13 protein-coding genes and 1 tRNA gene are annotated in these 13,008 nt (G+C 47.8%); 8 read left to right on the top strand and 6 right to left on the bottom strand.

Annotated elements, in window-relative coordinates:
• Window positions 1-81: 81 nt before the first annotated feature.
• The gene (locus JHJ32_RS05490; protein WP_200120257.1) at window positions 82-897 is read right to left on the bottom strand and encodes an oxygenase MpaB family protein; all 816 of its coding nucleotides are present in this window, start codon (window positions 895-897) and stop codon (window positions 82-84) included.
• A gap of 84 nt (window positions 898-981) precedes the next feature.
• Between JHJ32_RS05490 and JHJ32_RS05485 the strand changes: the two genes are divergently transcribed.
• From JHJ32_RS05485 to JHJ32_RS05470, 4 genes are all read left to right on the top strand, one after another.
• The gene (locus tag JHJ32_RS05485) at window positions 982-1,608 is read left to right on the top strand and encodes a hypothetical protein (protein ID WP_200120256.1); all 627 of its coding nucleotides are present in this window, start codon (window positions 982-984) and stop codon (window positions 1,606-1,608) included.
• Window positions 1,605-1,904, top strand: a complete 300-nt coding sequence (locus tag JHJ32_RS05480) for a transcriptional regulator (protein ID WP_079716240.1) — start codon at window positions 1,605-1,607, stop codon at window positions 1,902-1,904. The genes JHJ32_RS05485 and JHJ32_RS05480 overlap by 4 nt, the downstream gene beginning before the upstream one ends.
• Window positions 1,905-2,068: 164 nt before the next feature.
• Entirely contained in the window at window positions 2,069-2,347 is a 279-nt protein-coding gene (locus JHJ32_RS05475) for a hypothetical protein (RefSeq protein WP_200120255.1), read from the top strand.
• Window positions 2,348-2,398: 51 nt separating this feature from the next.
• Window positions 2,399-3,643, top strand: a complete 1,245-nt coding sequence (locus JHJ32_RS05470; protein ID WP_200120254.1) for a hypothetical protein — start codon at window positions 2,399-2,401, stop codon at window positions 3,641-3,643.
• Window positions 3,644-3,864: 221 nt separating this feature from the next.
• On the opposite strand, the gene JHJ32_RS05465 is transcribed toward JHJ32_RS05470, so the two are convergent.
• The 4 genes from JHJ32_RS05465 to JHJ32_RS05455 form a co-directional block, all read right to left on the bottom strand.
• The gene (locus tag JHJ32_RS05465; protein ID WP_200120253.1) at window positions 3,865-6,402 is read right to left on the bottom strand and encodes a tetratricopeptide repeat protein; all 2,538 of its coding nucleotides are present in this window, start codon (window positions 6,400-6,402) and stop codon (window positions 3,865-3,867) included.
• A gap of 305 nt (window positions 6,403-6,707) precedes the next feature.
• Window positions 6,708-7,091: a zinc-binding dehydrogenase gene (locus tag JHJ32_RS23115; protein WP_370584477.1), complete on the bottom strand. Its 384-nt coding sequence runs from the start codon at window positions 7,089-7,091 to the stop codon at window positions 6,708-6,710.
• The gene (locus JHJ32_RS05460; RefSeq protein ID WP_370584476.1) at window positions 7,048-7,776 is read right to left on the bottom strand and encodes an alcohol dehydrogenase catalytic domain-containing protein; all 729 of its coding nucleotides are present in this window, start codon (window positions 7,774-7,776) and stop codon (window positions 7,048-7,050) included. The genes JHJ32_RS23115 and JHJ32_RS05460 overlap by 44 nt, the downstream gene beginning before the upstream one ends.
• A gap of 53 nt (window positions 7,777-7,829) precedes the next feature.
• Window positions 7,830-8,432 (bottom strand): nitroreductase family protein, encoded by a 603-nt coding sequence (locus JHJ32_RS05455; protein ID WP_200120252.1) that lies wholly within the window; start codon window positions 8,430-8,432, stop codon window positions 7,830-7,832.
• A 96-nt stretch (window positions 8,433-8,528) separates the two neighbouring features.
• Here JHJ32_RS05455 and JHJ32_RS05450 point away from each other — a divergent pair, with 96 nt between their 5' ends.
• The 4 genes from JHJ32_RS05450 (at window position 8,529) to JHJ32_RS05435 (ending at window position 12,547) form a co-directional block, all read left to right on the top strand.
• The gene (locus JHJ32_RS05450; RefSeq protein ID WP_233632497.1) at window positions 8,529-8,894 is read left to right on the top strand and encodes a helix-turn-helix domain-containing protein; all 366 of its coding nucleotides are present in this window, start codon (window positions 8,529-8,531) and stop codon (window positions 8,892-8,894) included.
• An 822-nt stretch (window positions 8,895-9,716) separates the two neighbouring features.
• Window positions 9,717-9,899 carry a hypothetical protein gene (locus JHJ32_RS05445; RefSeq protein ID WP_079716246.1) on the top strand — a complete coding sequence of 61 codons (183 nt, stop codon included), beginning with the start codon at window positions 9,717-9,719 and terminating at the stop codon, window positions 9,897-9,899.
• A gap of 34 nt (window positions 9,900-9,933) precedes the next feature.
• On the top strand, window positions 9,934-10,746 hold the full coding sequence (locus JHJ32_RS05440) for a helix-turn-helix domain-containing protein (RefSeq protein WP_200120251.1): 813 nt from the start codon (window positions 9,934-9,936) through the stop codon (window positions 10,744-10,746).
• Window positions 10,747-10,804: 58 nt separating this feature from the next.
• Window positions 10,805-12,547 carry a serine hydrolase gene (locus JHJ32_RS05435; RefSeq protein ID WP_200120250.1) on the top strand — a complete coding sequence of 581 codons (1,743 nt, stop codon included), beginning with the start codon at window positions 10,805-10,807 and terminating at the stop codon, window positions 12,545-12,547.
• A 325-nt stretch (window positions 12,548-12,872) separates the two neighbouring features.
• Here JHJ32_RS05435 and JHJ32_RS05430 read toward each other — a convergent pair.
• Window positions 12,873-12,946, bottom strand: a tRNA-Pro gene (locus JHJ32_RS05430).
• Window positions 12,947-13,008: the final 62 nt, after the last annotated feature.

The raw sequence follows: 13,008 nt of genomic DNA, 5'->3' as shown, positions 1-13,008 counted from the left end.
GCGTTGTTGCTTGAACATCAGCAACCAACCACCCGATGCTGGATAATCCGGCGAAATATAACGTACACTCCTGGTAGCGTTTTACGACGATCTGTGAGAATAGCCATCCAGCGCGTTAACCTCCTTTCTGTAAGCTGACGGTAATATTGCATTTTTAAGCCATGATTTTACCCCAATGACCCCGCTGAATTTATATATACCCAGCATCGCAGTTGCAAAAGGACTTTTCCGGAGGCCCAGCAATTCATTTACTTTTTCTGGAACCAAAATTGTTTGGACGTGCTTTAAAATGAGAAACCTAAACCAGCCCAAATGCCGCCGGTATTGTCGGTAAAGATCACCGGTGAACGGACCATTCGTCATGTTTTCGTGCAAGCCTGATGCCCTCATAAGTAACCAATGGTCGTAATCAGCTGGCAATTCCTTAAGTCGCATGCGCGCACCGACCCGTTTAAACACATGGTATATCTCTTCTTTTTCGCTTATGCTTAACTTTCTTTCCAACAGTTCATACGATCGAATTGAATAATCGATCAACATTGACAATACATCTCGATAAGCCCAATCTGGAATATTTTGGCCACGTTTATCTTCCACCTCCTTATGGATGGCAGAAATTTTATCGATGGCACACATCGCATTCTCCTGCTCAGCAAATACAATCTGACGCGCATAGGAAACTGTCGAGAACAGCCGCTTAAGTGGCTCGGAAGGAAGACGTCCCGTGAAATAAAGCCAGTCAACCGCCTTGTTCAGAGCAAACTCTGCTGATGCCCCTGCAAAAATCAGTAGAATGGTATCGCCGTTTCCCCAAATTCTGCGGACTATAGAATCTTTGCTCACAAAATACGTTGTAAGCTTTCCCTGCCTTGCTATCCCCTCAGTTTTATCTTCCATGCCACGGTGATTTCATAAATAAATTTTATGAGTCCTTGCAAATTTAAAAATTCTATTTAACTTTGAAAAAAAAAGTACTTTTAAATGAAAAAGGAAAAGGACTATATTCGGGATATCGCGGAGATCCGCTCCATGATGGAGCGCTCCTCAAAATTTCTGTCACTTTCTGGTTGGGCGGGTGTCATGGCCGGCATTTATGCAATCATAGGTGTCTACATTGCACATAAACTTTTCCATTTCAATCCCGGGGAAACAGCGTATACCTCGACAACGCCAGGAAGTTGGCCGGACAATTTCACGAACGTTTTCAGCCTGGCGCTATCTGTGCTGATACTGGCGATAGGAACGGCTATTTTCTTTTCTTACAATAAAGCAAATAAGCGGAACGAAAAATTGTGGAATCCTACCTCGAGACGATTACTGGTAAACATGGCCATTCCGCTCGTAACAGGCGGAGTGCTGACCTTAATACTAATCTCGAAGGCCTTACTTGACTTGATTGCACCATTCACGCTTCTATTCTATGGCTTAGCGTTGTATAACGCAGGCAAATTCACCTATGGAGAAGTTCGAGTATTGGGTCTTATCGAGATTGGACTTGGTCTGATCGGCGCATACTTCACCGGTACTGGACTGCTATGCTGGGCGATAGGTTTTGGGGTACTTCACATCATTTACGGCATTTACATTCATTACAAGTACGAACAGTGAAAGTATCAATCGACGGATTATATAAAGCGTTCGAAAGCAGAATCAGACTGGGCATCATGTCGGCCTTAGCGGTCAATGATACGCTTGATTTTAATTCACTGAAAGAATTTCTGGGAGTGACCGACGGCAATTTGGCGAGTCATCTCAAAGCACTGGAAAAAGAGGCCTTTATAAGCCTGGAAAAATCATTTGTCGGGAGAAAACCAAACACAAAATATTTCATAACCAAAGAAGGCAAAAAAGCTTTCGATAATCACTTAAGAGCATTAGAACAACTCATCAAATCACAGAAGTAATAAACACAGAAACAGCACCGCGTATTTTTTTACCTATTAACTTTGAAAAGCAAAGCACTTTTAATTCACAACAAAGCTCGACATTTAAAAATTATAATTTTCTCATGGTACAGCAAAAAAAATTAACAACACAGCCAATTCGTGCTACCGCGTTAGCTAAATGTATGTTATGGGGCGCAGGTATTGCGCTAATCCTGATTTCGCTTTTCTTGTTTGCCGCTGGCGATCCAAATCCGGATTGGGGAAAGCTATGGATGGTCCGGCCGCTCCTGATCGTTCCTTCTGCCGGCGCAATGGGCGGTATATTTTATTACGTTATGAACCCCATGCGCTACCGGGGTGGCTGGAAAAAGCTATCAGCGAATCTATTGAGCTTGGTGGTTTATGTCATCGTGCTCTGGCTCGGCACCGTTTTGGGACTGGATGGCACTTGGTGGAATTAAGACGCTACTCAAACAACATCCAAATTAAAAAATGCTTAATAAGATAAACTCATGAAAGACGAAATACTGACCCATCTGAACGACCCCCGGCAACTTGAGAAGTTGTATAGGGCCAATAAGTCTTCATTTAAACAGGCGTTCAATGCACTGCTTCCGCAGCTGAAAGGCAATACACTTGCTGATTACTGGAACGAAAGATTGAACTACGAAAACGAAGAGATTAATCGAGGCACAAACAGCGAGCTTCTATTCGTCATAACGGCCTCTTTGCTTGCCGGAATTATCGCTAAGTTGCCAGCCATTCTAGCAATAGATGAAGAGTTTTTTTATTCCAGAAACATCGGCTTTGTCATTTTTCCGTTGTTAACGACGTATTTTGCATGCAAAAATAAGCCATCGCGGGGCAGCATTCTGTTCCTCGCAGGTGCGAGCATTGCAAGTTTGGTTTTCATCAATTCCTTTCCTGATGTAAACAAGAGCGACACCTTAACGTTATCGTGTCTTCACCTACCCCTATTGCTATGGTCCTTACTTGGGTTAGCTTTTGTCGGAAAAAAAGAGAATGACAATGAAAAACGGCTTGGCTTTTTAAAATATAACGGCGACCTGATCGTCATGACTACGCTGATCGTTATAGCCGGTGTCGTCCTGACCGGCATAACCATCGGACTCTTCTCCCTGATAGGCTTCCATATAGCGCAATTTTATTTTCAGCATATCGGAGTTGTCGGGCTTGCCGCTGCCCCGATTGTGGCAACTCATCTCACACAAACTAACCCACAGCTGGTCAGTAAGGTTTCCCCCGTAATTGCTAAACTGTTCAGCCCGATAGTCTTGGCAATGCAAATCGCCTATCTTATTGCCATCATTTATTCAGGCAAAAATCCCTATAATGACCGAGAATTTTTGCTCATTTTCAATGTGCTCCTGGTTGGCGTTATGGCTATCATTTTCTTTTCTATCGCAGAAACATCGGGGATGACTAAAAGCCGTGCTGAACTATGGATCCTCTTTTTATTGGCAATTACAACCATCATTGTGAATGGCATTGCGCTTTCTGCTATTTTGTTCCGGATTTCGGAATGGGGAATTACGCCGAATAGAGCTGCGGTCTTAGGTGCCAACGTTCTGATTTTAGCGAACCTCCTATCCGTAGCCGTGCAGCTTTTCAGGGTGCTTTCCAAGAAGGCCAATGTAGCTCAAATTGGAAATGCCATCTCCTTTTACCTGCCTATTTACTGTTTATGGACAATCGTTGTCACCTTCATATTTCCTTTAATATTTGGCTTTAGCTAACAACTGCCTACCAGGCGCAAGCTTTGTCGCACCCGTGGCGCATACCTCGACCGTAGTCTCAGGAACGGCGTTTCGATCCGAAATCAATACGATGTGCTTCATTTTTAAGGTTCATAAGGTTGGTTTTATCTTGTGAACCTTAAAATAAATCCCCAGCATTCGCAGATATTGAATACTTATTGTGCATTGATTTTGGCATGATCGCAGCTAAAAAACTCCTGCTACTTTTTGGTCAATTTCTGTAAACGCTCTTTCGCGGAAGGGACGACGTCATCTTCTTCTTCATAATTTTCGATCACACTTGCCAACGTGCTCTTCGCCTGGAAGTCATCGCCTTTGCCTGCATAGGCATCCGCAAGCAGGATGAAGCTCTTGGCCACCCAATAGTCATGTGACCCCATATTGTTGATTACATCAAACGCCGTTTCCTGGGCTTTGTCGTATTCCTTGTTTTCGTACTGCAGTTGCCCCACGCGGTACCTTGCCTCTGCGCCGACTGCCGTTTGGCTCTTCAGCGCCGCCAGATTCAGTTCCTTCATGGCGGGCTCCACTTTTCCTTGCCGCAGCATGGCCCGCGCACCGTACAAGTGTGCCTTGGCAATGTCCTCCTCAGATGACCGATCGTAATTCTTTATCAACTTCGCATACTTGGCCACCTGCTCCAAGTCACCGATTTGGAAATAACAAATCATCAGGTTAGTTATCGCGTAGCCATAGTTTTCTTTATGCTCAGAAGTGAGCTCCAGTTTTTTGAGGTGAACGATGGCCTCGTTGTATTCCTCTAAGCTCAAGTATAACGCGGCCACGGTCAACAAGGTGTTCTCCGTATATTGGCTCGTCCAGTCGTTCAGGATAATGTTCAAGTCGTGCAGCGCTTCCTTCGGGTGCCCGGTACGGTACAAGCTCACCCCGCGGATATAACGGGCATGCTTTTCCTGTATGGGTTTCGGAAATTTATCAAAATATGCATTGATTGCTTCCACAGCCGGTCCGTATTGCCCTCTGGCAAACAAGGAATGGGCCGCCTGGAAAGCCAGGTTATCCTGCTCTGCGGCACTCAGATCACCAATATTGGTGCTGGTCGCGTAATTAATATAACTCGAAGCATCCCCTTGATCCAGGTAGATGTTTTCAATGGAACGCATCGCTTGCCGAGCCTCGTCGGTTGTGGCATGTTCCTCCACCACCTTCTGGAAGGTGGCTTTCGCTGCTTCGGTGTCGTCTTTATTGTACTGGACAAGCCCGATGGTCATCAACGCCCGTGGGACATAGCTGCTGCGGGGGTATTGTTCGATCATCTGCTGCAGCCCTTCGATGGCCGTCTCGTAATCCCCGGCAGTGAAATACGTGTATGGAATCTCAAAGGCCACGTCATCTGCATAGTTCGAACCCGGGAATTGTTCAGCAACGGATCGCAGGGTGCTGAGCTTGGTTTCATTGTCGCCCTGCAATCCATGGATAATACCGCGCTGGAACAACGCATAGTCCTCATTGGGAGCCTCGCTGTTGATCAGCTGGTCATAATATTGGTTGGCTCGGCCGTAATCGCGCATGGACAAATACGAATCGCCCAAACGTGCGATTACGTCATGACGTACATCTTCCTCCATCGAACTTCCCTCGCTAGCCAAAAAACGTTCAAAATAATCGGCAGCCACGCCAAAGCTGTTGCTGCGGAACGCCGCATAAGCCAAGGCATAGTTCGCATAACTGTATACATCGGTGTTTCGCGCTGCGGGCAACTGGAGGAACCGGGAAAAGTTTTCCACCGCCTCCCTGTACTTGCGCACCTCATACATCGCCTCCGCTTTCCAATACGTGGCCAATGCCGCCATTTCCGCATCGATCGGAAATTTTTCCGATCGCATGAACATGGATATGCTGTTTTCGAAAGCGCGCTCGTTATAAAACTCCAGTCCGCGGTAATACGTTACCTTTTGATAAGCCATATCGGCTTTCCGCTCCCTGTTGTTGAACGATTCCAGCATATTTACCGCTGCGTGAAAATTGCTCGTGCCCAACAAGATCTCCGCCAACAGTGTTTCCGGATTCTCTGTGTTACTTGCATCCGGATTACTATCCCCATATTGCTGAGCGATATATTCCTGGGCGACTTTCAGGGCTATCTGGGCGGAATCCAATTCATATAAGATTTTGGCATAGTTAAACAGCCCATCCGCTTTCAACGCCTGATCAAAATCCAGTCTGGACGCGTTGACAAATGCACTCCGTGCACGTTGCTTATCACCGGTTTCTAGGGCAATATGGCCTAAAGCGATTATCGAGCTCTGATAAAAGGCATCCGAAGCCGCCAACTTCTCCAGAATAGCGGTTGCTCTTTCGTATTCGCCTGCTTGGTAGGCCAGGAAACCGATCCGGTAATTATCGATATTGCTGCGTGAAGCGTCCGGATGCCGTTCCAGCAACCTACCGTAATAAGCTTGTTTGAATTCGTTCTTTGCAAAATACGTGGCCGCGGCGATCTGGCGCAGCTCGATCTCAAGCGCTTCCCGGTCGATACGCATATCGGGACTCCGGCGGATCTTTACGGCATCGGCCAGCATCGGCCGGTAATCACGTACAACATCGATGGAGTCCATAAGCGTAGGTTGCCTTTCGTCCCGCCGCTCACTGGATTGCCGTATATCTTCCTGCTGTTCCTCCTTTTCTTGTGCATACCCCATAGCCAGCAAGGCTGAAAAGACCCCGGTAAGCAGGTATTTCAGGTAGCTATAGCCGTTCCTTTCCTTCAATATCATTGTTCGTCCGTATTCCTGAGCTTTTCCAAATGTTCCTCCGCCAAGGGAATGATATGGCAATCTTCCCCTAATTAGCCACACCCAAAACTAAAAAATTCCGATCACAATTACATAAATCGTCAGCAAAAAGTGAACACTAAAAGGCTACTTTTTTGACTTTGACTTTAAAACAAAGCTGCGTTGCCCGGGCGATCGCCGTGTCCGATGATGTGGTTCACCGTTTCAATGGATACGCCTTTATCCAGCGTAACCTTGGTAGGGGTCTGTCTAAGCAAACAGCCTTCCCGAGGAGCTTGCTCTTGGATTTAAGCATCTTTCAGTGACATCATATCGATAACGAAGCGATATTTCACATCGCCTTTTAACATACGCTCGTAGGCTTGATTTATTTCCTGGATATTGATAATCTCCACATCCGAGGTAATCTGATGCTCGCCACAGAAGTCCAACATCTCCTGTGTTTCGGCAATACCGCCGATCATCGAACCGGCGAAGTTCTTTCTCCCCGGGATCAATGAGAATGCAGCTACCGGTAGCGGCTTCTCAGGAGCGCCGACCAATGCTAACGTCCCATCTGTCTTCACATGATGCAGGTAAGCATTGATATCGTGATCTGCCGACACGGCGTCTAAAACAAAGTCCAGCTTACGCGATAGCTTCATCTGTTCGATATCCGTCGACAGAACCACTTCGTCCGCCCCTAACCGCAGGGCGTCTGCTTTCTTTCTTTCTTTCAGACGTTGTAAAAACGGTAACGTGGGCGCCCATGGCGTGGGCAAGTTTGATAGCCATGTGGCCCAATCCGCCGATTCCAACGACTCCGATCTTTTTGCCGGGGCCGACCTTCCAATGACGTAATGGCGAGTAGGTGGTAATGCCCGCACACAGTAGCGGCGCTGCTGCGGCAGGGTCCAGATTTTCGGGTATACGCAACACAAAATTCTCATCAACCACTACGCGCTCCGAATATCCTCCGAATGTCTGTATGCTGAGATGCTTGTCCGGCGAGTTGTAGGTCTGGATGTTTCCGGCTTCGCAATACTGCTCCAGGCCTTGCTTACAGTGCTCACAGTCCTGGCAGGAATCTACCATGCAGCCCACACCTACCATATCGCCCACTTTGAACTTAGCGACATGCGCACCGACACTGATGACTCTTCCGATTATTTCATGCCCAGGGACACAGGGATACACCGTTCCGTGCCACTCGTTGCGGGCAGTGTGCAGGTCGGAATGACATACCCCACAATATAAAATATCTATCTCCACATCACGTGGGGTAGGTGTGCGACGCTCAATGGTCAAAGGCTGTAAAGGAGCCGAGGCCTCCCGTGTACCGAAGGCTTTAGCCGCCGTTGTTATTGTTTCTGACATATTCATCTCGTTTTCGATTTATCGATAATTTATTCCTAAATAGACAGCCCAGATCAGATGTCCTGAACAATTTTTTCACGATCGAGGCGTAACTTAGGTCTCCTGTCGGGATGGTTCGTATCGTTTTCGTCTTGCACGCCCAGCGCCACAGCGAAGAGGCTTCTGTACTTGTCGTCACCTAAGATACCGTCGTATTTGTCAGGCTCGATACCCTCCATCGGTGTAGAGCCGATATCCATCTGTGCGCAGGCTGAAAGCAACACGCCGAGCGCGATGTACACCTGGTTGACCAGCCACCGGCTGATTTCCTCATCACCGCTGGGCTTGATCATATTGTAATAGTAGTTAACCGCTCCTTCAGGCAAATGACCCTTAATCTGCTGTTCAAAAGCGGCCACGTCCTTTATCACCTGAAATACCACGACGCAGCTGCTATCCAGCACACGCTGCTTGTTATGGTAGGAGAATGGAGCCAGCCGCGTTTTAGTTTCCTTATCCGTGACGAAAGTGAATTTCCAAGGTTGGCTATTGATGGATGACGGGCTAAGTTGAAGGATTGCCTTCAGCTCGTCAAGCACGGTCTGCGGCAGCTCACCGTCGGACTTATATTGCTTTACGGTATACCGCTGTTGCATCTTTTTCAGAAAATTGCTCATGTTTATGTTGCGTTGTTTAATTTTAAACTATACATTTGATAGTTGCAAAACTAAGTAGTGTTATCCGGTTATGCAATAACGGTCAAAAAGGATAGTATGATGTATATTATAGACGACAAGGAGTACCCATGCCGCACGAGTGTGACGATGCGGTTCATCGGAGGAAAATGGAAAGCGGTGATTTTAATCTATCTTGTTGATGGAAGCAAGCGTTACAACGAGCTCAGAAAGCTGATGCCCACGATCACAGAACGTACGCTGGGCTTACAACTTAAGCAGCTTGAAGCCGACGGCCTTATCGACAGAAAAGTGTATACAACCAAGCCTCCCTTGATGGTAGAGTATTCCTTAACAGAATTTGGCAAGAGCCTGGCCCCCGTGCTTCGCGAAATTGCCCGCTGGGGCGGCAGGGCCAAGGAGCTATCCTCCAAGATAGCAGTCAGGTCGCCGGTTCAGCGTTGATCTCATGCTTGAACGCTATGGCTCTAGAAGAGGATTTGTTGAGTGGTTCGGCATTGAGCCGCAGAGCTGCCTCTAAATTAATCCTGGCGGATTGTGTCAACCACCATCATTTCATGTGCGCTCCTATAAAATTTGACGAGCTGAATAATCCCTATCCCTCCCAGCCGACCGTCCCCCCTGCTTCCGGCCTTCTCATTCCGACGAATACGTTAGAAGAACCGCGTTCATTCTCCGTTTGAGGTATGGAAAGATAGACTGAAAGCATTACTTGCCGGGGGAACGCAAGCCAACCTGATTGTAATTTCGGGGCTCCTCAGACCCCATGAAGCTATCATCAGTGCCAGCACCGGACATAAGGTGCTGGCACTGGACACCCCGGACGGGAAGCTGAACCGCGAAGCCAGTGATTGCTGCACATAGCATGCGTCCGCATGTGGTAAGGCCGCGTTTGGCATGTATTTCTATTTCTACCGAAACCGGGTACGTTTTACCGCGCCTCAGAATTACATAACTTATCGGATTATTATTGCCGCGACAAAAACCTCTTGTTGCTTCTGGACGGCGCCAGGCTGGACAAAGTGCGGGGCTATACTCGGGGAGGCCATCGTGGTGCCCCGACCATCAGCAGACCTGCATTTGGACTACATCATCAAGCAAAAAGGCGCGCTTATAGCTAAAGTCAGGTTATTGGGAATACAGTTTCTGACGCTTTTTAAAAATTATCTTTATACCAGGCTGACAGCCCCAAGGTAACGCACAGGCAGCGCTGATTGCCGCTGCCATCGCGGGTATGATTTTTTATATCTGCCGGAAAGTAACCAGTTGTTCTCTGTACCACCCGTACCGGTTATCAGTGAGTTAGAAAAGAAATATTCGTTTTCCGTATGGAAGAAAATAGATGAAAACAACGCTGCCCTGCTACTTATCACTTCATGGCCCACACCGGAAAACCAGGTGGATGATTTTATTGCCGATCTTTGCAAGTCATCCGAAGCGTCTAAATAACTAAAAATGGGTAACTTCGCGGAGAGGAGGACAAATGTTGAATCTAACAAAAGGCGAATATCTGGGATCTGTAAGCAAATCCATTGCGGCCGGCGGTTTGATTATCGGCATAACGGATTACCGTTCCGGTCAAAGTCACTCTCCCTTGCATGCGCATGAAAATGCTCATTTCAGCCTTGTGCTTAAGGGAACGATGGTTGTCGGGCGCAAACGGCACTCGGGGCTTCAAACCGCCGCTGAACGGTTTTCCTATATACAATCGGGCGAACAGCATCAGACCCGTCTTGGTACTTCGAGCGGGAAAAATATCAACCTGGAAATAGAACCCGCTTTTCTGAGAAGATACGATCTTAACGAGTGCCATGTGACGCAAATGGCCCGGTCGCCGGGGGCCATGCTCATGATGCTTCGTTTTTACAATGAATTACAAAAAGCTAATCCGTGCTTCACCGACCACATCGACTTCCTGGTACTCAGTCTCCTGCAAGATCGAAACAAACTAAGCAAAGTTGCGCCGCCAAGCTGGGTGGTTATCCTTCGCGACCTGCTGAATGTCAATTGGGACAAGGAACTTAGCTTGCAGCAGCTGTCTGAAGCTGCGGGCGTACACCCGGTCACGATATCAAAAAGCTTTCACCGGTATTTTGGTTGTGGTCTGGGTGATTATAGGAGACGAATCAAACTCGAGCGCGCCGTTGAACTTATTGCTTCGGGTAATAGCTCGCTGACTTCCGTCGCCTGTGCCTGCGGCTTTTTTGACCAAAGTCATTTCATTAAATCATTCAAGGCAGGTACGGGCATGCTGCCTAAACATTTGCGGTTTTTATCCGCTATTCAGGATGGCTAATCCCGTACTATTTTTGCAGCACCGGTATACTCATCTTTGGCCATCAAATGATTAGGCTATGGGAAAATGTTTAAATACCGTGTCGAGCGTAGCGCTTAATTTAACGCTGAGTCTTCCGCTTTTTGCCCAGCGGCAAATGGGCATCCTGATTCAGGGGAAAACTGTGACTGCAGAAATTTCCGCCGGAGAAAAGCATCTTTATCAAATCACCCTGGAAAAGGACCGGTTCGCTCACCTCAATATCCTACAAAAAGGAGTCGATGTCAAAGTAGTCACCTATGACGCAAATGGCAAAATAGCCGGTGATTTTGATAGTCCTAACTACACGAGCGGCCCTGAAAGCGCGGCACTCTACTCTTCCGGCAAAGGCATATATATACTTGAAATTCAGGCGCAATCAACTGACCGAGAGCATGCCAGTTATGAGTTAACTCTTGACAGGGTCAGCCCGAAAGCTGTGCAGCCGGAAGGAAAGATTGACGAATTGATGGCAGCCTTTGATAGTAACCAGTCACCCGGCGCGTCGGTGGCCGTTGTTAGCGGTGGCCGGTTGCTCTTTGAGAAAGGCTACGGCATGGCCAACCTTGAGCACGGCATTCCTTTACGGGCAACTACTCCCCTTCATGTTGCCTCAGTTACTAAATCCTTTACCAACTACTGCATTTTCCTGCTGGAAAAGCAGGGAAAGTTAAAACTGGATGATGACATTCGTAAGTATGTACCTGAAGTGCCCGATTTCGGATACAAGATCAGTCTTCGTCACCTTGCTGAGCACAGCAGTGGTATGCGTGATTATGCAGCTCTGCGCGGTATGGCCAGATATGAGATCGATACCAGAGAGATGTTTTTTAAAATGCTTGCCCGGCAGCATGATCTGAATTTTATACCAGGTGAGAATTGCGATTATAGCAATACGGGCTGCGTGCTGCTCGCCGAGGTCATACAGCGGGTGTCAGGAAAGTCGTACTCAAGGTTTGTGAAGGAAAATATATTCGATCCGCTTGGAATGAATGCAAGTACGGTCCAGGACGATCAGTCGATGATCCTGCCAGGGGTTGCAGACAGTTATGACCGGACCGTGGACGGTCCGAAAAAGATGTACGTACTTGGAAGTCTGGTTGGCGGAACCGGAATCATTTCCAATGCACGGGATATGGCGATCTGGGCAAATCATTTGCTTCATCCCAAGGATGATGCAGACATCGTTGCAAAAATGAGTACGCCAGGAAAGCTCAATGATGGAACCAGAACGACGTTCGGGCCAGGGCTAATGGTGTCGGATCATAAGGGACACCTTGAAATCGGCCACTCCGGTGCCACAGGTGGTTTTAAAGCACACGTAGGGATTTTTCCGGACGATGATCTGGCGGTAATTGTTCTGGCCAATACGAACGACATCTATTCCCGGCCGGTAGCCAGACAAATCGCCGAACTTTATTTTAATGCCCCACCGAAGCGTACGAGGCAGGCGCTGGTTTCCGTTGTACCAGCAAACGCTGTTGAAGACCCCAAGCCAGCATGGGACAAGTCTACGTTAAAGCTGGTTGAGTATACAGGCAAGTATTACAGCGATGAGGCAGCGACCACTTACTCTTTTGAATTAATTGGAGGCCAGCTGGTCATACGACCCGGCTACCTCTCCGACATGACGTTGACCCCGCAGAGCAGGGATACCTTTCAGGGTGCTTTTGGAGGTATTGTTGAATTTGTGAGGGCGCACGATGGTAAAGTTCTTGGCTGTAAGTTTACGTTTCCCCGGATGAAAAACTTGTTTTTTAAAAAACTTGCTGGAGGAAGTTAACTCTTGGGCAAAGGTCGTACCGGTTGTACCGCGCAGCCGTTTTTGCCGTTTCAGGCTCTCACAAATGGGCTTTAGTTCGCCTTAAACGAAAAAGCCCCTGCTTTCTCAAGGGTTTCATTTTAGTTAGTCGGGGTGGCGGGATTGGCTGCATCCCGCTGCCCCGCGCTCGTTTGCCGCAGCCATCCCGTGAAGGGGTGGGGCGTCTAACTAAAATGAAGCCGGCACTCCGTGCCTTGGTTTTTTATGTAATAGGCCCGCTCAAGCAAGCTTGGCGGGCCTATTACATAAAAAACCCCTGCTTTCGCAAGGGCTTCATTTTAGTTAGTCGGGGTGGCGGGATTCGAACCCACGGCCTCTTCGTCCCGAACGAAGCGCGCTACCGGGCTGCGCTACACCCCGTCGTTGTCATCATACCATCCGTTAAAAAATAGCCGAGCAAAAGTATTATTTATCTCCGAATA

Source organism: Parapedobacter sp. ISTM3 (genome assembly GCF_016533505.1).
In the GTDB taxonomy this organism is placed as follows: Bacteria; Bacteroidota; Bacteroidia; order Sphingobacteriales; family Sphingobacteriaceae; genus Parapedobacter; species Parapedobacter luteus.
The sequence above is the reverse complement of the archived record's forward strand: the minus strand, read 5'-3'. Positions and strand labels throughout refer to the sequence as shown.